This window comes from Geothrix fuzhouensis, assembly GCF_024609325.1.
GTDB classification, from domain to species: Bacteria; Acidobacteriota; Holophagae; order Holophagales; family Holophagaceae; genus Geothrix; species Geothrix fuzhouensis.
Genome location: NZ_JANHMQ010000002.1, coordinates 668,546 through 689,015, shown reverse-complemented (window position 1 = coordinate 689,015; position 20,470 = coordinate 668,546). Strand labels below are relative to the sequence as shown.

The 20,470-nt window shown below is 67.5% G+C and carries 22 protein-coding genes; 12 read left to right on the top strand and 10 right to left on the bottom strand.

The features are described from left to right. Window positions 1-21: 21 nt before the first annotated feature. Both NOV74_RS10400 and NOV74_RS10395 read right to left on the bottom strand, forming a co-directional pair. Window positions 22-324: a PH domain-containing protein gene (locus tag NOV74_RS10400; RefSeq protein ID WP_257311951.1), complete on the bottom strand. Its 303-nt coding sequence runs from the start codon at window positions 322-324 to the stop codon at window positions 22-24. Beyond that, complete coding sequence (locus tag NOV74_RS10395) at window positions 324-1,292, bottom strand: transketolase family protein (RefSeq protein WP_257311948.1); 969 nt, start codon at window positions 1,290-1,292, stop codon at window positions 324-326. Before NOV74_RS10395 ends, NOV74_RS10400 begins: the two co-directional genes overlap by 1 nt. 61 nt (window positions 1,293-1,353) lie before the next feature. On the opposite strand from NOV74_RS10395, the gene NOV74_RS10390 reads away from it, so the two are divergent. Together NOV74_RS10390 and hrpB are read left to right on the top strand one after the other, a co-directional pair. Next, window positions 1,354-2,352 carry a hypothetical protein gene (locus NOV74_RS10390; RefSeq protein WP_257311945.1) on the top strand — a complete coding sequence of 333 codons (999 nt, stop codon included), beginning with the start codon at window positions 1,354-1,356 and terminating at the stop codon, window positions 2,350-2,352. Then, window positions 2,343-4,811: an ATP-dependent helicase HrpB gene (hrpB, locus tag NOV74_RS10385; RefSeq protein ID WP_257311942.1), complete on the top strand. Its 2,469-nt coding sequence runs from the start codon at window positions 2,343-2,345 to the stop codon at window positions 4,809-4,811. The genes NOV74_RS10390 and hrpB overlap by 10 nt, the downstream gene beginning before the upstream one ends. 171 nt (window positions 4,812-4,982) lie before the next feature. Here hrpB and NOV74_RS10380 read toward each other — a convergent pair whose 3' ends face one another. Next, window positions 4,983-5,651, bottom strand: coding sequence for an HpcH/HpaI aldolase family protein (locus tag NOV74_RS10380; protein ID WP_257311939.1), 669 nt, complete (start codon window positions 5,649-5,651; stop codon window positions 4,983-4,985). A gap of 67 nt (window positions 5,652-5,718) precedes the next feature. Here NOV74_RS10380 and NOV74_RS10375 point away from each other — a divergent pair, with 67 nt between their 5' ends. From NOV74_RS10375 to NOV74_RS10365, 3 genes are all read left to right on the top strand, one after another. Further along, window positions 5,719-6,204: a GNAT family N-acetyltransferase gene (locus NOV74_RS10375; protein ID WP_257311937.1), complete on the top strand. Its 486-nt coding sequence runs from the start codon at window positions 5,719-5,721 to the stop codon at window positions 6,202-6,204. Window positions 6,205-6,421: 217 nt separating this feature from the next. Then, window positions 6,422-6,790 (top strand): holo-ACP synthase, encoded by a 369-nt coding sequence (locus NOV74_RS10370; RefSeq protein ID WP_257311934.1) that lies wholly within the window; start codon window positions 6,422-6,424, stop codon window positions 6,788-6,790. Window positions 6,791-6,862: 72 nt separating this feature from the next. Beyond that, window positions 6,863-7,711 (top strand): HDOD domain-containing protein, encoded by an 849-nt coding sequence (locus NOV74_RS10365; protein WP_257311931.1) that lies wholly within the window; start codon window positions 6,863-6,865, stop codon window positions 7,709-7,711. A gap of 4 nt (window positions 7,712-7,715) precedes the next feature. On the opposite strand, the gene lpxD is transcribed toward NOV74_RS10365, so the two are convergent. Further along, window positions 7,716-8,714, bottom strand: a complete 999-nt coding sequence (lpxD, locus tag NOV74_RS10360; RefSeq protein ID WP_257311928.1) for a UDP-3-O-(3-hydroxymyristoyl)glucosamine N-acyltransferase — start codon at window positions 8,712-8,714, stop codon at window positions 7,716-7,718. A 72-nt stretch (window positions 8,715-8,786) separates the two neighbouring features. Here lpxD and NOV74_RS10355 point away from each other — a divergent pair, with 72 nt between their 5' ends. The 4 genes from NOV74_RS10355 (at window position 8,787) to NOV74_RS10340 (ending at window position 12,384) form a co-directional block, all read left to right on the top strand. Then, window positions 8,787-9,599: a prolipoprotein diacylglyceryl transferase gene (locus tag NOV74_RS10355; RefSeq protein ID WP_257311925.1), complete on the top strand. Its 813-nt coding sequence runs from the start codon at window positions 8,787-8,789 to the stop codon at window positions 9,597-9,599. After that, window positions 9,596-10,576 (top strand): RluA family pseudouridine synthase, encoded by a 981-nt coding sequence (locus tag NOV74_RS10350; protein WP_257311923.1) that lies wholly within the window; start codon window positions 9,596-9,598, stop codon window positions 10,574-10,576. Before NOV74_RS10355 ends, NOV74_RS10350 begins: the two co-directional genes overlap by 4 nt. Window positions 10,577-10,608: 32 nt before the next feature. After that, window positions 10,609-11,073 carry a rhodanese-like domain-containing protein gene (locus NOV74_RS10345; RefSeq protein ID WP_257311920.1) on the top strand — a complete coding sequence of 155 codons (465 nt, stop codon included), beginning with the start codon at window positions 10,609-10,611 and terminating at the stop codon, window positions 11,071-11,073. A gap of 72 nt (window positions 11,074-11,145) precedes the next feature. Next, the gene (locus tag NOV74_RS10340) at window positions 11,146-12,384 is read left to right on the top strand and encodes an AmpG family muropeptide MFS transporter (protein WP_257311918.1); all 1,239 of its coding nucleotides are present in this window, start codon (window positions 11,146-11,148) and stop codon (window positions 12,382-12,384) included. Window positions 12,385-12,663: 279 nt separating this feature from the next. Here the strand turns inward: NOV74_RS10340 and NOV74_RS10335 are convergent, their stop codons facing one another. Then, a complete protein-coding gene (locus tag NOV74_RS10335) occupies window positions 12,664-13,149 on the bottom strand; it encodes a DUF2231 domain-containing protein (RefSeq protein ID WP_257311915.1) in 486 nt (161 codons plus the stop codon). A gap of 179 nt (window positions 13,150-13,328) precedes the next feature. Here NOV74_RS10335 and NOV74_RS10330 point away from each other — a divergent pair, with 179 nt between their 5' ends. Next, entirely contained in the window at window positions 13,329-13,877 is a 549-nt protein-coding gene (locus NOV74_RS10330; RefSeq protein ID WP_257311912.1) for a QcrA and Rieske domain-containing protein, read from the top strand. A gap of 16 nt (window positions 13,878-13,893) precedes the next feature. Beyond that, window positions 13,894-14,685, top strand: coding sequence for a DUF5777 family beta-barrel protein (locus NOV74_RS10325; protein ID WP_257311910.1), 792 nt, complete (start codon window positions 13,894-13,896; stop codon window positions 14,683-14,685). A gap of 91 nt (window positions 14,686-14,776) precedes the next feature. Here NOV74_RS10325 and acs read toward each other — a convergent pair whose 3' ends face one another. The 3 genes from acs to ybaK all read right to left on the bottom strand — a co-directional run bounded on the left by acs (window position 14,777) and on the right by ybaK (window position 18,502). Next, entirely contained in the window at window positions 14,777-16,708 is a 1,932-nt protein-coding gene (gene acs / locus NOV74_RS10320; RefSeq protein WP_257311907.1) for an acetate--CoA ligase, read from the bottom strand. A 190-nt stretch (window positions 16,709-16,898) separates the two neighbouring features. Further along, a complete protein-coding gene (locus NOV74_RS10315; protein WP_257311904.1) occupies window positions 16,899-17,852 on the bottom strand; it encodes an aldo/keto reductase in 954 nt (317 codons plus the stop codon). 170 nt (window positions 17,853-18,022) lie between these two features. Next, window positions 18,023-18,502 (bottom strand): Cys-tRNA(Pro) deacylase, encoded by a 480-nt coding sequence (ybaK, locus tag NOV74_RS10310; protein WP_257311901.1) that lies wholly within the window; start codon window positions 18,500-18,502, stop codon window positions 18,023-18,025. 33 nt (window positions 18,503-18,535) lie between these two features. Here ybaK and NOV74_RS10305 point away from each other — a divergent pair, with 33 nt between their 5' ends. Then, the gene (locus NOV74_RS10305) at window positions 18,536-19,237 is read left to right on the top strand and encodes a hemerythrin domain-containing protein (RefSeq protein WP_257311898.1); all 702 of its coding nucleotides are present in this window, start codon (window positions 18,536-18,538) and stop codon (window positions 19,235-19,237) included. Window positions 19,238-19,243: 6 nt separating this feature from the next. On the opposite strand, the gene NOV74_RS10300 is transcribed toward NOV74_RS10305, so the two are convergent. Both NOV74_RS10300 and NOV74_RS10295 read right to left on the bottom strand, forming a co-directional pair. Further along, on the bottom strand, window positions 19,244-20,041 hold the full coding sequence (locus tag NOV74_RS10300; protein WP_257311895.1) for an arylamine N-acetyltransferase family protein: 798 nt from the start codon (window positions 20,039-20,041) through the stop codon (window positions 19,244-19,246). Beyond that, a complete protein-coding gene (locus NOV74_RS10295) occupies window positions 20,031-20,411 on the bottom strand; it encodes a tautomerase family protein (RefSeq protein WP_257311893.1) in 381 nt (126 codons plus the stop codon). Before NOV74_RS10295 ends, NOV74_RS10300 begins: the two co-directional genes overlap by 11 nt. Window positions 20,412-20,470 lie beyond the last annotated feature (59 nt).

Below are 20,470 nucleotides of genomic sequence, written 5' to 3'. Positions count from 1 at the left end.
TGGCTGCATGATCGTCCCCGGCTAGCGCATTCCCCGGCTCTGGGCCGCTTCGATGAGCTCCTTGATGCGGCGGGCGTCGGCCTTGGTGTGGCCATGGCTGGCCAAGGGGTCGCTGCCGCCGGTGCTTTCGACGGTGATGTCGGACCAGAGCAGCCCAGTCTCGATGCGGACGCTGGCCACTTTCGACAGGTGGATGCTGATCTCGTTCACGGTGAACCAGGATCGCTTGCGGCGGATCACGGCGGTATCCGTGACCTCGATGACGGTGGCGAACAGGTGGTTCCCCTGGGTCCAGCGGCTGGCCTGGAAGGTCTCGGTGGCCATCAGAGGGCCGCCTTCGCGGCGGCGGCCACGGCCTGGGGCGTGATGCCGTAGGCCTCCAGCAGCTTCTCAGGTTTGCCGCTCTGGCCGAACTGGTCCTGCACACCCACGCGCCGCAAAGGCATGGGATGGGCCTCGGAGAGGATCTCCGCCACCACGCCGCCCAGGCCGCCGTGGGCCTGGTGCTCCTCGCAGGTGACGACGGCCCGGTGGGCCTTCGCCAGCTTCAGCAGCGTCTCGCGGTCGAAGGGCTTGATCGTGGGGCTGTGCAGCACCGTGGCCTCGATGCCCTCGGCGGCCAGCATCTCCGCCGCGGCGAGGCAGATGGAAGTGCCCAGGCCGCAGCCTACCAGCAGCACGTCCGTGCCGGGACGCATCATCACGGCCTTGCCGATCTGGAAGCGGTAGTCCTCTGCATGGATGCGGGGGAACTTGTCCCGGGTGAGGCGGACGTAGACGGGGCCCTGGTGGGCGTAGGCCGCGCGGATGACCTGCTTGGTTTCGATGCCGTCCGCGGGCGAGATCACCGTCATGCCGGGGATCATCCGCATGAGGGCCAGGTCCTCCAGGCACTGGTGGGTGCCGCCGTCCTCGCCCACGGTGAGGCCCGCGTGGGTGGCCACGATCTTCACGTTCTGGTGGCCCACGCCCACGGCCTGGCGCACGAACTCGTAGGCCCGGCCCGTGGCAAACATGGCGAAAGTGCTCACGAAGGGCACCACGCCTGTGGTGCTCGCACCTGCGGCGGCGGCCACCATGCCCTGCTCGGCGGCCCCCATGTCGAAGAAGCGCTCCGGGAAGGCCTTGGCGAACCTGCTGGTGCGGGTGGATGACGCCAGGTCTGCGTCGAAAACGATGATGTTGGCGCCCTCGTTCCCCAGCTCCACCAGGGTGTCTCCGTAGGCGTCCCGCAAGCTGTCCATCACCCCGCCGACCTTGCCGCCCACGCCCGCCGTTTCCATACCCGCCATGCCAACTCCCCTCGAAGGCTCCATTCTACGCGAGGCGGCGCGGAGGCCGTAGGCTGGAGGGGTGCGCCAGCCCTTCCGACCCTCCACCCTGCTCTGGGGCCTCCTTGTCGCCCTGGGCGGATGGGGCCTGGACCTGCGCCTGCGGGCCCCTGGACACCGGGCCCTGCCCTGGATCTCGGCCGCGTTCCTGGGCCTATTGGCCTTGCGCGTGCTCGCCCTGATCCGGAACTGGCGGCAGGGCCGGATTCCTGGCACACGGGTCCTGTTGCCGATCCTGATTCTCGTGGAGGGCCTGGGACTCATCCTTACCCGAGCTTCAGGCTTGGCCCTCGAACTGCGCCTGGGAACCGTCCTGCCCCTGGAGGTGCTGCTGCTGGTCCTGGCGGTAGGCGCCTGGCGGCAAGCCCGGAATCTCCCCGGTGAATGGCCCGAGGACCGCATCGCCGCGGCCTTCGAGGCTTTCGTCCCACCGAAAGCCGCCAGGCTCATGGCGTTGGAACTGGTGATGCTGGGCAGCGCCCTGCGCTATCTGGGCGGCGGCTTCCGCGATACGGCACCCGAGGGGTTCAGCCATCACCGGGAATCGGGGCTCCACGCCTTCCTCCCCGCATTGCCACTGCTCATCCCCGGCGACTTCCTGCTCATGAAGGTGCTTTTCTCGGGACTGGCGCCCTGGCTGCGGTGGGTGCTGCACGGCTCCACGGTCTACGCCGTGCTCTGGCTGTTCGGTTTCTACGCCGCCCTCAAGGCCCGGCCCCATCAGATCCATGAGGGCCAAGTCCGCCTCCACCAGGGCCTGGTGAAGTCTGTGGCGTTTCCCGCCCCCTGGGTCCTGTCCGCCGCGCCCCTGCCGGAGTTCGACGACGACTGGGCCCGCCACGCCCACATGAAGGGCGTGCAGCGGCTGGTGGCCCGGGGGGCCCCGGTGCTCGAACTGAAGCTCTCCGAACCCGTCCGGGTGCTGGGCCTGCTAGGCCCCGGGTGCCCCACGGACCGACTTGCCGTCTCCGTGGACGATCCCGCCGCGTTCCTCACCGCCTTGGGTCAACCATGCGCCTGAGCCTGCCCATCGATCCCCTGCTGCCGCAGATCACGGAGAGTCTGCGCCGGCACCCGAACCTGGTGCTCCAGGCGGATCCAGGCGCGGGCAAGACCACGCGGGTGCCTCCGGCCCTACTGGAAGCGAGTCTGCTAGGGGACGGCGAGTGCTGGATCCTGGAGCCCCGGCGGCTCGCGGCGCGCCTGGCCGCCACCCGCGTGGCGGACGAACTGGGCGAGGCGCTGGGTGAGCGGGCGGGCTACGCCGTGCGCTTCGAGCAGAAGGTCTCGAAGGCCACGCGCCTTCGCTTCGTGACGGAGGGCCTGCTGCTGCGGCGCCTGCACGGCGATCCGCAGCTGCGAGGCATCGCCGCCGTGGTGCTGGACGAATTCCACGAGCGGCACCTACACACGGATCTGGGCGTCACCCTGCTGCGCCGCCTCCAGCTCGGGTCGCGGCCTGATCTGAAGCTGCTGGTCATGTCCGCTACCTTGGATCCGGGCCCCGTAGCCGCCTTCCTGGACGCCCCGGTCATCCGGAGCGAGGGCCGCGCCTTCCCCGTGGATACGGCGTTCCTGCCGCGTCCCGACGACCGGCCCATCGAGCTGCAGGTTGCAGACGCTCTGGACCGCCTCTATGGCGAGGGACTGAAGAACCACACCCTGGTCTTCCTGCCGGGGGCCGCGGAGATCCGAGCCTGCCTGAAAGGCTGCGACGCCGTGGCGGCGAGGCGCGGCCTGAGCCTCCGGCCTCTGCACGGCGAGCTTTCGCCCGACGCCCAGGCCCATGCGCTGGAAGCCACCGACACTCCCAAGGTCATCCTCAGCACCAACGTGGCGGAAAGCTCTGTGACGCTGGATGGCATCGGCGCCGTGGTGGATTCCGGCCTGGGCCGCGAGGCCTCGCACTCCCCCTGGTCCGGCCTCTCGGGCCTGCGCACGGTGCGCATCAGCCAGGCCCGCTGCACCCAGCGCACGGGCCGAGCCGGCCGCACGGGGCCGGGCCGCTGCCTGCGCCTCTACACCGAGGCCGATTTCGGGGCCCGTCCCGCCTTCGACACGCCGGAGTTGCAGCGCTCGGATCTGGCAGAACCCCTGCTCTCGCTGCATGGGATGGGCATCACCGATCCCGGCGCCCTGAACTGGTTCGAGGCCCCGCCCGCTGCGGCCATGACAGCCGCAGAAAGCCTGCTCACGCGCCTGGGCGCCCTGGCGGACGGCACCCTCACGCCCGTGGGCCGGCGCATGGCCGACCTGCCCCTGCACCCGCGCCTGGCCCGCCTCGCCGTGGCCGGCGACGATCTCGGCGTGCCCCAGTTGGCCTTGCGTGCGGCGGCCCTGCTGGAGACCGGCAACCTCACCGCCCGCCAGGGCCTCGACCGGGCGCCCGTGAAGACCGGCCATGGCGCGGACTCGGATCTGCTGCTGCGCCTGGACCAGTTCGAGGAGGCCGAGGCCGCGGGCTTCGGCGCCGGGGCTTGCCGGGCCGCGGGGCTGGATGCCGCCGCCGTGCACCGGGCCAAGCGGGCCGTGCAGTCCCTGTCGCGGCTGCTGCCCTCGCCTGCCGAACCGGCGGAGGCCGAAACCCGCCTGCTCAAAGCCCTGCTCCAGGCCTACCCGGATCGCGTGGGGCAGCTCTCGGCCAACGGCACCTGCGCCTTTGCGGGTGGCGGCGGTGCCAAGCTGGACCCCGCCAGCCGCGTGCGGCGGCCGGGCCTGATCCTGGCCCTGGAAGCGGAGGCTGTGAAGCAAGGCACGGGAGGCCAGACGCTCATCCGGCTGGCCTCCCGCTGCGAGGCGGACTGGCTGCTGGAGGCCTTCCCCGAGTACCTGCAGGACGTGGACGAAGTGTTGTTCAACGCTTCGGCGGGGCGCGTGGAGCGGCGCTCCGAGATCCGCTTTGAAGGCCTCCCCATCGACGCCAGCCGCGGCCCCGCGGATCCGTCGGACCCCCGGGTGGCCGTCCTGCTGGCCGAGGCCCTGCATGGCCGCCCGCTCGACGAGGTGCCTGCGCGTTTCCTGGCCCGCCTGGCCTTCCTCCGGAAGCATCGGCCAGACCTGGGCCTGCCGGAAGACCTGCTGGGTCCGCTGCTCGCGGGCGCCTGCCGGGGTCGCACGACCCTGCGCGAGGTGCAGGATGTGGATTGGCCCGGGGCCCTCCGCCAGGCCTTCCCCGCTGAGACCCTGCGCCTGCTGGACGCCTGGGCACCGGAAGCCATCCAGCTCCCCAAGGGCCGGCCCACCAAGGTCCACTACGAGGACGATCCACCCTGGATCGCCTCACGGCTCCAGGATTTCTGGGGTCTGAAGAAGACCCCCGCGGTGGCCGGCGGCGCGGTCCCCTTGGTGCTGCACCTGCTGGCCCCCAACATGCGGGCGCTTCAGGTCACCACCGACCTCGCCGGTTTCTGGCAGCGGGTCTACAAGGACCTGCGCCCGGGCCTGTCGCGGCGGTATCCAAAGCATCATTGGCCGGAGTGAGCTGGATCAGACCAACAAATGGCTGGTCACGGAAGACACAGAAGGAACTCCATCCTCTCGACGTACCTTCTGAATCCAGCCAAGCCCCAGAATAGATTTTCAGTGCGATATTCCGTGCTTTCCGGCTTTCTTCTGTGCCTTCCGTGACCAGGTTTTCCGATGGATCCCTGCTCAACCCCGAAGCTCGGCCAGCAGCGCCCGCGCGCCCGCTTCCAGCAGGGTGCCATCCAACCCAGTGGCCAGCAGGGTGAAGCCGTCATCCTCTTGGGTCCGGATCTCTGCGGCGGTCATGCGGAAGATGCCGAGGGGCATCGAAGCCTCGCGGCAGGTCCGGGCGATGGAAGCTACGGCGTCCAGGAAGGCCGGATGGCTGAACTGCTCGGAGATCCCCATGCTGGCGCTCAGGTCGTAGGGGCCCACGAACACGGCGTCCACGCCCGGCACCCGGGCGATGGCCCCGATGTTCATGACGGACTCGGCGGATTCCGCCTGCACCACGACGAGGCCCCGGCCCCGGACCGTGCGGACGGCGGCCTCCGCCTGGGCCGCGGTGTCCACGTGGGGCACGATGAGCCCCGCCGCGCTGCAGCCAGCCGCATCATCGAGGACCGCGGGATCCAAGGAGGGCACCCGCAGCAGACAGGGCACGGCCCCCTTCAGCGCAGCCAGGGTCCGCGACGTCTCCGCGGGACCGAAGCCGCCATGCTCGCCATCCAGGAAGAGCCAGTCGAAGCCCTGGCCGGCCAGGCGAACGGCCACCTCGGGCCGGGGGATCTGCACCAGGGTGCCGAGCAGGCGCTCCCCGGCGCGGAGACGGTCGCGGAACTGAGTCGGGGACATGGGTACCTCCACCCCAAGATTGGACCAGATCGGATCCGGAAGGTCCGGTTTGGGTAACCTGGACTCCATGCTGACCTTCCGCCCCATCCAGCCCGAGGACGACGCCGCCGTGGCCGCCATCATCCGCGCAGTCATGCCGGAATTCGGGGCGGACGGGCCAGGCTTCGCCCTCCACGATTCCGAGGTGGATTTCATGAGCCGGGCTTACGGGGTGCCGGGCGCAGCCTACTTCGTGGTGGTGGATGAGGCCGGACACCTCGTCGGCGGTGGCGGTGTCGCGGCCCTGGAGGGCGGTGATCCCGGCGTTTGTGAATTGCGGAAGATGTACTTCCTGCCCGAGGCCCGGGGCCAGGGCATGGGCGAGGCCCTGCTCCGCCATTGCCTCAGGGTGGCGAAGGACCTGGGCTACCGCACCTGCTATCTGGAGACCCTCACCGGCATGGACCAGGCGATCCGTCTTTACAACAAGGTCGGCTTCAAGCCCCTCTGCGCGCCCCTGGGCCGCACCGGGCATGGCGGCTGCGACCACTGGTTCACCGTGGAATTGAAATGAAAGCCCCCCACCGAAATCATTGCTTTTCTCACCGTTCATCACCGTTTATCACTGGTTTCTTCTATATCTGTTTGCTCCTCGATGGTGCCTCCTCCAAAGAAGAAAGAAAGATAAACCGGTGATGAACAGTGAGAAACGGTGATAAAGACAACGACATCCTCTCCTCGGTGAATCAGATTCTCGTCCCCCAATTGTCTTTACGGGACTGGAGGCTGAAGTGATCCTCGGACTAGGTACCGACCTCTGCCCCCCCAGCCGCTGGCGGCACCTGGTCGCGCGTTTCGGGGCTGAGAAGTGCGCGGGGCGGATCCTGCATCCGGAGGAGGCAGCCTACCTGCTGGCGGGCAACCGGGAGCGACTGCCGGAGCGGCTGGCTGGTCGCTGGGCGCTCCGGGAAGCCTTCGGCAAGGCCCTGGGCACGGGTCTGGATGGCTGGTCCTGGAAAGAGCTGCGGTACGTGAATGGGCGCCTGTGGGCCGTGGGGGCTCTTGAGGGCTTGCTGGCGGCCCGCGGCATCCGGCACCTCCATGGCAGCGTGACCCATGATGGAGATCTGGCCCTGGCCGTGGTCGTCATCGAGGACTGACCAGGCGGGACCCCCGCGGTTCCCCCATCGGGCCGAGGTTCGGAGCAGCACCTGAGCGGCGAGGAGCCGACCATGCCCATCACCCCCCACGAGCTCATCGCAAACCTCGGCGACCTCCCGCCCGTGCCCCGGGTGGCGGCCGAGGTGCTGCGGCTCTCCGCGGATCCACAAGCCACTGCTGGCGACTTCCACCGGATCATCGCCCTGGACCCGGCCCTCGCCGGCCAGGTTCTGAGAGTCTCGAACTCCACGGCCTTCGGCCTGATGCGCGAGGTGACCACCCTGACGCAGGCGATCACGACCTTGGGGGTCTCCGCCCTCAAGAGCGTGGTCCTCGCGAGCTCCGCCAGAACCCTCTACCTCCGCGGCACCGTGGGCCCTGAAGAGCGGCTGCTCTGGGAACACGCTCTGGTGACCGCCGTGGCCAGCCGCGCCTTCGCCGAGCGGCTGGGACTTCCGCATACGGAAGAAGCCTTTGTCGGCGGCCTGCTGCACGACCTCGGAAAATCGGTCCTGGGCGTGAAGTTCCCCGAGCGCTATGGGCCCCTGCTGCGCGCGGTCGACGAGCAGAATGGCGCCTGCCTCGAGCGGGAACAGGAGGCCTTCGGGTTCGATCACGCCATGGTCGGCGAGGCGCTGGCCGGCCAGTGGAGTCTGGCTCCCGGCCTGCAGGCCGCCGTGCGCTGGCACCACGAGCCCCTCCGGGCGGGCCTGGCCCATCGGAAGCTGACCGCCGTGGTGGCCCTGGCCAATCAGCTGGCCCTGGAGGTGAGGGCTGGCCTTGGCGACCCCTTGCGTCTGGAGGCGGCCTCCCGGCAGGCCGTGGACATCCTCCATCTGGCGCCTGGGGTGCTGGCCCGCCTCAAGACGGACGTCCGCGCCGCCGTCGAGCGGGACCAGGCCATGATCGCGGAGTTCTGAAGGGCTAGAGCGCCCCGCCCTTCCGCAACTGTTTCATGAGGCGCGGCAGGCGGTTCAGGGCGGCCTGGGCCTCGGTCCACTCCTTGTGGGGTCGGGCGGGGAAGCCCGTGACGAAGCTCCCCTCGGGCAGGCTCTTGGCCACCACGCTGTTGCCGCCCACCACGCTGCGGCTGCCGATCTCGATGTGGCCCACCACCCCCACCTTGCCGGCCAGCGTGACGTAGTCGCCCAGCTTCGTGGAGCCGCTGATGCCGGTCTGGCTCACCAGCAGGCAGTGGTTCCCCACCTGCACGTTGTGGCCCACCTGCACCTGGTTGTCGATCTTGGTGCCCAGGCCGATGCGCGTGGGGCCCAGCACGCCGCGGTCGATGCACACGCAGGCGCCGATCTCCACGTCGTCGCCCACCTCCACCCAGCCCACCTGGGGGATCTTGGCGTGCCGGCCCTCCACCAGCACGTAGCCGTAGCCGTCGCTGCCCACCACGGAGTTGGCGTGGATGGCCACGCGGTTCCCCAGCCGGGTGCGGCGGTAGAGCACGGCGCCGGAGAACAGCTCACAACCCTCGCCCAGCACGCAGTCATCGCCCACATGGACGCCCGGATGCACCACGCACCCCTTTCCCAGCACGGTGCGGGCCCCTATCGTGGCTCCGGGCGCGATGCGGCAGCCCGCGCCGATCATGGCCGTGGGATGCACGGGGCGGTCACTCCACTCGGGGGCCGGCTCCGGGTGCAGCCAGCCGATGGCCTGGGCGAAGGCCCAGTAGGGATGCTTCACCCGCAGCACGGGGTGCTCGCCCATGTCGGCGGTCGCGTCCACGAAGATCAGGCCCGCGGCACTTTCCTTGGCCTTCGCGGCATATTTCGGATTCGCCAGGAAGGATACAGAGCCCGCCCCCGCCTCTTCCAGGGGCTTCACTTCGGAAATGGGCCGATCCGGGGGACAATGCTCAAGGCTGCCACCCAGACGCTCCGCCAGGTCCTGAGCTGTGATGGTCGGCATGGCACCCTCCTCGTCAGTCTTCAGTCTTCAGTCTTCAGCCCTCAGTTTCCAGTCATCCGTTCGGAATCCACCATGCATCCAGTTCTTTTCGAGATCGGCTCCTTCCCCCTCGGGACCTACGGGCTGCTGCTGGCCATCGCGTTCTTCGCGGGCGCGGCCCTGGCCAAGCGGCAGGCGAAGCTGGATGGCCTGAATCCGGACGGCATCACGGACCTGGCCATCGCCGTGCTGATCGCCGCCATCGTGGGGTCCAAGCTCTTGATGATCATCGTGGGTCTCTTCACGCCCGCCGGCCAGGAAGGCGCCATGGCCCTCCGGGACGTCTTCACCCTCTCGACCCTGCGGGCCGGCGGCGCCATCCACGGCGGCATCATCGCCGCCACGGCGGTGTTCTTCTGGAAGCTCCGCAAGGGCCAGGGCCTGCCGCTGCGCCTCACGGGTGACGCCCTGGTGCCCGGTGTAGCCCTGGGCCAGGCCATCGGCCGCCTGGGCTGCTTCTCCGCCGGCTGCTGCTATGGCACCGAGACTCACGTGTCCTGGGCCGCCACGTTCACGAATCCGCTGGCCCAGGCCTTCAGCGGCACGCCCCTGGGCATCCCCCTACACCCGGTGCAGTTCTACAACTCCCTCGCCAACCTCACCGTGATGGCCATCCTGCTGGTGGCCCGCGGCAAGCGCTCGTTCCAGGGTCAGATCTTCGCCCTCTATTTCCTGGTGGAGGGCCTGGGCCGTGTCATCACGGAGACTTGGCGGGGCGATGTGGATCGAGGCACCGGCTGGCTGGGCTGGGTGTGGCTCAGCACGGGCCGCCTCACCGGCATCGCCTTCATGATGCTGGGCCTGGGTCTTTGGTTGTTCTGGCAGCGCCGGAAGGAAGCAAAATGATGCAACTCATCGCTGAAGAAGGCGCCCCCCGCCTGGACCGCTTCCTGGCCGACCGCTTTCCCGAAGTCCCCCGCGCCCGCTGGGATGTTCATGTCCGCACGGGTGAAATCAAGGTGAATGGCCAGCCCGTGACCAAGGGCGGTGTCAAGCTGCGCCCGGGCGACCTGGTGGAAACGGAACTGCCGGTGATCGCCGCTCCGGCGGCGCATCTGGAGGCCGAGGCCATCGACCTGCCCACCCTCTTCGAGGACGCCCATCTGTGGATCGTGGACAAGCCCGCGGGGATGGTTGTGCATCCGGGCCCCGGCCATGCGGGCGGGACCATCGTGAACGCCCTGCTGCACCGCCTCAAGGCGCCCGTGATCCTCGAGCCCACCGACGAGGCAGCGGAGGATGCCGAGGAACTGGCCTCCGGCTGGCCGGGCCTTGTGCATCGCCTGGATCGGTACACCACCGGTTGTCTCTGCCTCGCCAAGACCGCGGAAGCCCAGCGGGCCATCCAGGATCAGTTCAAGGCTCGCACCGTGGAGAAACGCTACCTGGCCCTGGTGCGCCATTCTCCGAAACTGCCCCAGCTGGGCAGCCTGCTCATCGACGAGCCCATTGCCCGCCACAAGCGGGACCGCCTGCGCATGGTGGTGGCGGATGGCGGGCGCCCCGCCCAGACCCGCATCCGCGTGCTGGCTCGCACCACGAGCATTGCCCTCGTGGAATGTGAGCTGCTCACGGGGCGCACCCACCAGATCCGCGTGCACCTGGCCCACCTCCGGGCCCCGCTCATGGGCGACCCGCTCTACGGCGGGCCGGGCCGCTGGAAGGATGTGGACGGCGGAGCTCTGTTGCTGCCCCATCCGGCCCTCCACGCCTGGAAGCTGTCGGTGGACCACCCCGTGACCGGCGCGCGGATCGACGCGGTGGCCCCCATCCCCGCAGCCTTCAGGGCCCTGGCCATCGCCTTGGGCTTGCCGGAGTTCTGAGGCGGGCGCATCATCCCCGTACCGGGGGAACCATGTCCGCTTTCGCCCAGGATCTGACGACGCTGAAAGACTGGATGGAAGCCTATCCCTTCCTGCCCGGCCTGGTCTTCGCGGCGTTCTGCCTCGTGCTGCTGTTCGCAGTGGCCCTGCCGCGGCTCCGATCCTGGCTCCGCGGGAAGGGGCGGCCCGTGCTGGACCCGCTGCAGGTCGAGGAACTCCTGCAGGGACCGGGTGTGCTGCTGGTGGATCTGCGGGAGGATGCCGCCTTCCGCCAGGGCCACATTCGAGGCTGCCTCCACGTCCCCTACGCGGAACTCGCGCAGCGCTTCAAGGCCCCGGATCCCATGGCCAAGCGGGCCCTCGTCCTGGTCGACGAGACCGACGCCCTCTCCCACCGCGCCCTGCGCCAGCTCCTGGCCCGGGGCTTCGAGTGGGTCTACGTGCTCAAGGGCGGCATGCGCGCCTGGCGCGGCGCGAACCGGCCGGTGGCCAAATAGCGATAGGACCTGGTCAGCCCCCAGAAGCGAAATCTGCGGTTTCCAGCGCTGGTTCTTTGCGATGATGCACAGATGCCCCCACGCTTCCGCCGTCTCGCTGTCTGGATCCCATTGGGCCTGGCCTCGGGCCTGCCCCTGAAGTTGATTGGGGACACGCTCCAGACATGGATGAAAAGGGAGAATGTCGACTACACCACCATCGGGCTCTTCGCCCTGGTGGGCCTTCCCTACAACCTGAAGTTCCTGTGGGCCCCCATCATGGATCGCCTTGCGCCGAGCTTCCCGGGGTTCCGGGGACGTCGGAAAGGCTGGCTGCTGTTGACCCAGGTGGGATTGGTACTGGCCCTGGTGGCCCTGGCGAACTTGCAGCCAGCCCGGAATCTGAGTCTGGTGGCTGCCTTGGCGCTGGTTGTGGCTTTCTTCAGTGCCAGCCAGGATGTGGTTTCTGATGCTTTCAGAGCCGAATCCCTGGAGCCATCAGAGCTGGGCTTAGGCAACGCCCTTCACATTGGCTCCTACCGGATCGCCATGCTGATTTCAGGCGCGGGGGCGCTGATCCTGGTGGGGCAGCATGTTTCATGGCGCACGGTGTACCTGCTTATGGCCACACTGATGGCAATGGGTGTAGTAGGCACCTGGTTATCTCCCCCATCCCTTCACGACTCCCCCCCGCCCAAGAATTTGCAAGAGGCTGTCGTGGAGCCCTTCCGCGAATTCATGGGCCGCCGTGGTGCCTGGGAGGTGCTGGCCTTCGCCGTGCTCTACAAACTGGGAGACATGCTGGCCCAAGCCCTGCCCACACTCTTCTACCTGGACGTCGGCTTCACCCTGACCCAGATCGGAACCATTACAAAGTTCGTGGGAACGGGCGCCATCATTGTGGGCATGGCGGCAGGCGGCACACTCATGCTGCACATGAAACTGAAGCGGGCCCTCGTAGTCTTCGGAATCCTGCAGGGGATCTCAAGCCTGGCCTACCTGTGGCTGGCCCATGCGGGGCCTAGGCTCTCCCTGCTGGCCCTCACTGTGTCCCTGGAGAACCTCTGCTACGGGCTGGGCCTTGCGGCCTTCACATCCTTCCTCATGGGCCAATGCCACCTCAAATACACCGCCACCCAGTTCGCCCTTCTGAGCAGCCTCACCGCCCTCACCCGCACCGTTCTTGCCGCCCCAGCCGGCTCGCTCGTGAAGCACTGGGGCTGGTCGAACTACTTTCTCTTCTGCACCGTGATCGCCGTGCCGGGGATGCTGATGCTGATGCGATTCGATCGCTGGGCGAAACCGGAAACAGAAGAAGCGGCCGCGGGGTGAGAATGCACCTCGCAAAGAAAGTATTTACCCCCGATAAACGCCGATAAAAAGATTGGTTTTGATCAGTGTGCATCGGTGTTTATCGGTGGTTCAAACTGCTTTTCTTTCTACGGTGGCTATGCGCCCCACGCCTCGCTGCGGCTGCGCTTGCTGGAAGAAGGTCTAATTTATCGACCTTGTCTTCGCTGACCTCGTGCCACAGGTACAGAGGGCGAAGCCTAGGAGTAGGAGGACGGTGTACTGGCGGGGCTTCATCCCATCAGCCCAACCGGAGTTGCGTTACCAGCCGTTCTGGGTGTCTCCCGCATGGGTGTGCAATTCGTGGACCATCCGAGCACCCTCATGGCCCGTGAGGACGAGTGTGACGACACCGCTAGCGCTGAGGAGCAGCCATAGGAGGAACAAGAGCCTGCCCAAACCTTGAGGAAGCTCCCGGTGGGAGAAGCGCAGGAATCCCAGGTATATAAGCCAGGAGGCGGCCAGCACCCCGAATATCGAAACCGTCCATTGGGCCAGGAACTCATGATGGTTCAAGGCGGCGCGCAGCTCCGGCGTGCGGTGGGCGAGTTTCTCCGCGGCATCCCCGGTGGCCAGGGCCAGCAGCCCGCCCAGGAGCCCCAGCAGCAGCAGGAGCAGCGCAACGGCGTGGATGCCCCGGCGCTGGGCCGGCCAGAGGCCGCCCAGCAGGAAGATGAGCGGGGCCGTCGCCAGCAGGGCGATGGGGAAATGCACGATGGCGGGGTGGACGTGATTGAAGGGAGGCACGGCGGGCTCCAGGCAGGGGTCGGACAGCATCTGCCAAGAGGATGCGCCCACCGCCGGGGCGAAGGCCAGACCGGATGGGCCGGTTTCTGCCATCCGGATCTGGGGGCTCCCCGGTCGCCGCCGCATTCTCATCCCCAAGCCAGTCCGCCATCGCTGCGGCCCCAACCCAGGGAGGTCCCATGTCTCAACCCGAACGCTCCACACCGGCCGGACCAGCCAGTGGTCTCGATCGCCGGGAATTCTGCGCCTGCGCCCTGGCCCTGGCCGCGGCCGCCGCGGTCGTCTCCTGCGGTGGAGGTGGGGGCGGAAGTTCTACCCCGGCTCCGCCACCGCCGCCACCTCCGCCCAGCCCGGTCACCACCTCCGAAACGAAGGCCAGCATGATGGGCCAACCCGCCGGAACGGTGCGGGACTACACCACCACCGCGTCCGGCAGCTGCCCCCTGGTCCTGGGGGCCGCCCAGGGCTACTACCTCGTCCGTGATAGCGCCGGCATCTACGCCTTCAACGCCAGCTGCCTGCACCAGGGCGGCCGCCTCAACACCACCCAGACCGGCTTCGGCTGCCCCTGCCACGGCAGCCAGTACGACCTCAACGGCACGGTGACCCTGGGACCGGCGCCGGTGGGGGCCATCCTCCAGCACTACCAGGTCAGCGAGTCCACGCCGGGCGGCGTGCTCGTGATCGATCCTTCCAAGCCCGTCTCCGCCACCACGCGGCTCACCTGATCCGCCCGGAACGCCCATGCTCATCCAATCGATCGTCCCGCCCTTCCTCCTGGCCCTAAGTTTGTCGACCACCCTGCTGGCCCAGGATTCCGAACTTCCCCTGGGCCTCAACCTGCCCACGGCCGACCACCTCCACGGCTGGCAACCCGCCATCCGCTTCACCCATCGCTTTGCCGAGCCGGCACGGGGGAACTCGAAAGATTTCTACGGTCTGGACGGCGGCAACTTCGCCGGCCTGGGCTTCGATCTCGGTATCGCCGCGATACCGGGCCTCAACGCCCAGGTCTACCGCACTTCCGATGGCAAGACTGTGATCCTGGCCCTCCAGGAGCGACTTCTCGACCGGCCGCACCTCCGCATGGCGGTTCGCGGTGAGCGCTTCGACGAAACCATCCAGCGCGCCACCTATGCCTTTGGAACCGTTGGCATCACCGGCGCAACCCTCCAACTGCCCACGGAGTTCCTGGCGGGGCCGGTGACCTTCAGCCTCGTCCCCACCTGGCTTTCCCGCACCACCACTCAGGATCGGGCCCTCTTTACCGCCGGCGCGGGTATCCGGTGGCGCATCGTGGAAGGCCAGTCCATCCTCGCGGAGTACTATCCCCGCCCCGCCCGCCTGGACTCCGCCACCTTCGAGCAGGGGTTCGCCTTCGGCTATCGATTCCAGACCAAGGGCCACCGTTTCACCCTGCTCGCCACCAACGTCCAGGGCACCACCGCCCACCAGGTGCTGGGAGGCGACTACGCCGGCGGCCCCAGGCCCCCGAGCCGGTGGGCTTTGGGGTTCAATCTCGTGCGGATCTTCTAGCTCACGGGGACAGCGAAAGCGAGGCGCGGCTCATCCGAGCCGAGTGCGGGGGCCCGGGGGTATGCGCGCAGCGAGGAACCCCCGGACAGCATCAATCAGCCAGCGTGCTCAGATCCCCCGGATCCTGCCCGAGGGCCTCGGCCTTGAGGGCGCGACGGACGATCTTGCCGGAGCGGGTCTTGGGCAGGCTGGCGCGGATCTGGATCTCGCTGGGCATGGCGATGCCGCCCAGGTCCTCACGGACATGATCCTTCAGGCTGGCGATGAGGCCAGGGCCCGTGTCAATGCCCGCCCGCACCACCACGAAGGCCATGATGCGCTCGCCCTTGATGGGATCGGGCAGCCCCACCACGGCGCTTTCGGCCACCGCCGGGTGGCGGATCAGGGACCCTTCCACATCGGAAGTGCCGATGCGGTGGCCCGCCACGTTCAGGACGTCATCGGAGCGGCCCAGCACGGCGATGTAGCCATCGGCGTCTTTCACGGCCACATCGCCCACCGTGTAGTACCCCGGAATCTCATTCCAGTAGTCCTCGTAGCGTTTGTGGTCATTCCACACGGTGCGCAGCATGTAGGGAAGCGGGAACTTGATGACCAGCAGCCCGCCCTGCCCGTCGGGAACGGGGGAGCCATCGTGATTCACCACGGCCAGCTGGGCCCCGGGCAGGGCCTTGCCAGCCTTGCCGGGCCGGACCTCGAAGGTGGGCAGCGTGCCGATCACCGGTCCGGCGATCTCCGTCTGCCACCAGTTGTCCACCACCTGGCCGTTGCCCTGGCCCACCAGGTGCTGCTGGGCCCAGCGGTGGGCCTCGGGATTCAAGGGCTCGCCGGCGCAGGCCATGAGGCGCAGCTTGCTGAGGTCGAACTTGGCCGGGGCCTCGGCGCCGTGGCTCATCCACATGCGCACGGCCGTAGGCGCCGTGAACATCACATTCACCCCAAAGCGCTCACAGATCTCCCAGGTGACCTCCGGGCTCGGATAGTCCGGCGCGCCCTCGCGGCAGAGCACCGTGGCGCCAATGCTGAGCGGGCCATAGACGATGAAGCTGTGCCCCACGATCCAGCCGATGTCCGAAGTGCTCCAGTAGATGTCCCGTTCCTGGATCTGGTAGAAGGCCTTACTCAGGTAGTTCACACCCACCAGATAACCACCAGTGGTGTGCACCACCCCCTTGGGTTTCCCGGTCGTTCCGCTGGTGTAGAGGATGAACAGCGGATGCTCGGCATCCACCATCTCCGCCTCGCAATGGATATCGCGGCCCTGCTGGATGTCGTAGAAGTCCTTTTCGCGCTCGCTGGCGAAGGTTACGGGCGCGTCGCCAGGGCGGGAACCCCGTCGGTGGACGATGACATGATCCACCGAGGTCAGATCGCGCACGGCCTCGTCCACGATGGGCTTCAGGGGAATGGCCTTCCCGCGGCGGTAGGTGAAATCGGAACACACCACCACTCGAGCCCCGGCGTCCTCGATGCGGGTGCGCAGGGCCGCCTGGCCCATGCCCGCGTAGACCACGCTGTGGATGGCGCCGATGCGGGCACAGGCCAGCATGGAGATGATCCCTTCCGGCGTGAGCGGCATGTAGAGGATGACGCGGTCGCCCTTCTTCACACCCAAGCGCTTGAGCGCGTTGGCGAAGCGGTTCATCTCGCGGTAGAGGCGGTTGTAGGTGTAGGAGCGTTCGTCGCCATCCTCGCCCACCCACAGCAGGGCGGCCTTGTTGCGCCGGTCGCTGTGCACATGGCGATCGATGCAGTTCACCGTGGCGTTCAGCTTGCCGCCAAGGAACCAGGCGTGGTTGGGCACGTTGAACTCGAACACCTTCGTCCAAGGCTCCGCCCAGTCCAGGCCCTTGGCCTTATCGCCCCAGAAGGCCGCAGGATCGTCCTCGGCCAGGGCCCGCTCCACCTCGTAGTTGATGGCAGCCTGCTTGGCCAGCCAGCCCCGCATGGGAATGGGGGCCTCCCCCTTCTGCAGCGCCTGGATGGTCTTCTGCTGGGTGATGCTGATTTCCACGTCGCTCATGGAGGACTCCGAGAACGGGATGAGGTGGATCGGATGGGGTTGATTGGGAGGGAAGGTAGCACGGGACTGCCACCCTCAGCCGGTAAAGGATGACGGTGATCACAGCTGTGCGTATCCCGGAGCCTCCAGGCCCCAGCCCACACCTCCCCATGCAATCTGCACACCAGATGGGTAAATGGAATGAGCGCTCTCAGTACCGGCTGGCCTCCTCCAACACGGCCATGTCCTCCGCAGCCAGTGCCAGGGAGGCGGCCTTGATGAGGCTGTCCACCTGGCCCAGGCTGGTGGCGCTGGCGATGGGCGCGGTGACCCCCAGGCGGGCCATCAGCCAGGCCAGGGCCACCTCAGCTGGTTTCGCCCCGTGCCGGCGGGCCACTTCGTCGAGCGCCTGAAGCGTGCGAAAGCCACGTTCATTGAGGTAGGCCTTGATGCCGCCCCCTCGCGGGCTCAACCCGAGGTCGGCTTCGCTGCGGTACTTGCCGCTGAGAAAGCCCCTGGCCAGGCTGTAGTAGGTGATGACGCCGAGGCCCTCAGTCATGGCCAGCTCGCGTAACGCGCCATCGTACTTTTGACGGTCGTAAAGGTTGTACTCCGGCTGCAGCACCTCGTAGCGCGGCAAGCCCTTGGCTTCGGCCACATCCAGGGCTGCGCGCAGCTGAGCCGCGTCGAAGTTGGAGGCCCCGATGGCCCGCACCTTGCCCGCCGCGATCAGCTTCTGGTAGGCGGCGAGGGTTTCCTCTTGCGGTGCATCAGGATCGAACTTGTGGGACAGGTAGACGTCGAGGTAATCGGTCTGCAGCCTTCGCAAGGAGTCTTCCACCGCGCGCTCGATCCAGGCCGCCGACAGGCCCTTCCGGTCCGGTGCCATCGGCATGCCGACCTTGGTGATCAGGGTGATCCGGTCACGACAGCCACGGGCGCGCATCCACTCGCCAAGGATGGTTTCCGACTCACCGCCCACATTGCCGGGCTTCCAGTATGAGTACACGTCGGCGGTATCCACCGTCTCGAAGCCGGCAGCCGTGAAGTGGTCGAGGAGGTCGAAGGAGGTCGGCTTATCGACGGTCCAGCCAAACACGTTTCCGCCGAAGATCAGCGGTGAGATCGAGAGGCCCGTGCGGCCGAGGGGGCGCTTGGTTCGCATCGTGAAGTCCTCCGAAGGTCCGCGGGGAACGAACAAATCTTTTTAACCGCAGATGACGCAGATGGCGCAGAGAAAGACAAAGATGATTTGGCTTTCAGCACTTTCTGCATTTCATCTGCGGAATCTGCGTCATCTGCGGTTAGACAACTCACTCACAGGTCTGCCGGCGCCTATGGAATCGCCACTGTCACGCGATTCACCTTCAGCACCTTGTCCAGCTCTTTCGGATCCAGCCCCACAAGGAAGCCGCGGCTGCCGCCGTTGAGGTAGATGCGGTCCAGCTCGAAGATCGTGGCCTCGGCGTGCACGGGCATGGGCTTCTTCGTGCCGAAGGGGCTGGTGCCCCCCACCAGGTAGCCGCTGTGGCGGTTGGCCACCTCGGGCTTGCAGGGCTGCACGGACTTCGCCCCGATCTGCCGGGCAAGTTCCTTGGTGCTCACCTCGCGATCCCCGTGCATGAGGATGATGAGGGGCGCCCCCTTGTCGTCCTCCATCACCAGGGTTTTGATGACGGCATGCTCGGCCACGCCCAGCTCCCGGGCGCTCACGGCCGTGCCACCGTGGTCCTCGTAGCGGTAGAAGTGTTCGGTGTAGGGCACGCCAGCCTGCCTGAGCAGACGTGTCGCATTGGTGGACGGGGCCTTGGACATGGCACCATGATTCCACCAATCGGAAGGAGGCCCGTGTCCATCTCGCCACCCGACCCCCTCCTCGCGATCGCCCTCGTCTTCGTGGCCCTCGGCCTCCTGGATCGCCTGGGGCTTTGGATGGAAAGCCGCGGCTGGATCTACTGGCGCAAGCGGAGGGCCCAGGGTTCCGCCCTGGGCGCCACCTTCCTGGAACTGCAGAAAATCTTCGAATCTGGCAAGGCCGAGCACATCATTGAAGCCGTGCACGACGGCCGGAAAGAATCCCCGGATCCCCTCGCCGCCAAGCTGACGGCGGACCACCACGAGATCGACCATCTGTTCGGGCAGGCCCGGGCCGCCGTGGAGCACAAGCTCCAAGCCGAGGCCCACCACGCCCTGGACAGGATTTGGATGCGTCTGGCCGTGCATATCCGTGCGGAGCACAGGGTGCTCTTCCCCGCCGTGGCGGAAGCCCAGCCGGACCTGGGAGCCACCCTCCAGTCCCTGCGCGAGGATCATGATTTCTTCATGTCCTCCCTGGCCACAGCTGTGAATGCCCTGAAAAGCCCCGTTGTGGACTGGACTGCGGTGAAAGCCACCCTGGCGTCGGTCCACCAGCGGCTGACCAGCCACAACACCCTCGAGGAAAACCGGATCTACTCCCTGGCTGGGCAGTTCCCCGAGGAGCAGCGGCGGCGGTTGACCGGCGACCTCTCCCGGGAATTGGCCGCCCTCCCCGAGCGTTACGGGAGCTGAGCCGGATCAGTCCTCGAAGGCCCGGAACCTCGCCCCCTCGGGCACATCCAGGCCGAAGGTCTCCCGCAGGACGGGGATCACCTCCTCCGGCGCCAACTCGCGACCGCTCACCTCGCTGCCCCGGATTTCAGCGTAGGCGCGATTCCGGAGGATGCGGCGCACGTCGGGCCCGACGAGCTGGGCAGTCAATGTCTTCACGAACCGGGACTCGGGGTGAGTGCTGGTGTAGTGGTTGGCCATCTCGTAGTCGACCGGGAACCGCTCCTCGGGGCGGAAGGCGTAGAGGTCCACCCATGCGCCGTTCTGGAAGGACTGGAGCACGTTCAGCCGTTCCCCATCCGCCTCCTCGACCACGCGGAAGGTGCTGAGGAACTGGGCGTGGGCCTGGCCATCCAGGGGCACGGGGAGCAGCGGACCATCGCCGCCGAAGCCCACGTCGCAGAGCCATCGGCCTCCCCCGGCCTGCACGATCAGCAGCATGTGGGTGCGGGGGAGCAGGGTGGTGGCGCCCCGGCGCACACGCGCTTCGCAAGGGATGACGGCGAAGCCCACCCGCCGCAGGACCGCCAGGAACAGGCTGTTCTGCTCGAAGCAGTAGCCGCCGCGGCGGCGCTGCACCAGCTTGGCCTGGAGCGAGGCCAGATCCAGCCGGATGGGCAGCCCCATCTGCACGTCCAGGTTCTCGAAGGGGATGGTCGAGGCGTGGGCCTGGTGCAGGGCCCGCAGGGTCGCCACGTCCGGCCGCGCCTCGCCGGAAAAACCGATGCGCCGCAGGTAGGCCTCCAGGTCGAGGTCAGCGGACATATTGGGCTTCACCCTTCCCGAAGGACCAGTCGGCCAGGTCGTTCTCCATCAGGCTGATCATCACATCCTCGGAACGGAGGCCCGGATCCTTTGCGAGGTTCTCGACGATCCGACGGTACAGCGCCTGCTTCATCTCCACGGTGCGCCCCTTCCGAAGCGTGATCTGGATGGCCACCCATTCGGGCGTTCGCTCAATGCCAAGGTAATGTGAGTCGAAGATCAGCCCCGTGGCGTGCTCCGTAAGGATGTGGAAGCGGTCGTCGGCAGGCACCTTCATGGCCGTGGCCAGGGCCTCCTGTACGCCATCCGACAGGGCCCGGCGATAGGCATCCGTCACTCCAGCCCGGTGGGAGATGCGAACGAGGGGCATGGGTCCTCCTGGGGTGGTTCCGGCTGATTGGAGATTAAATGCTTCTATCGGTGAGGAAT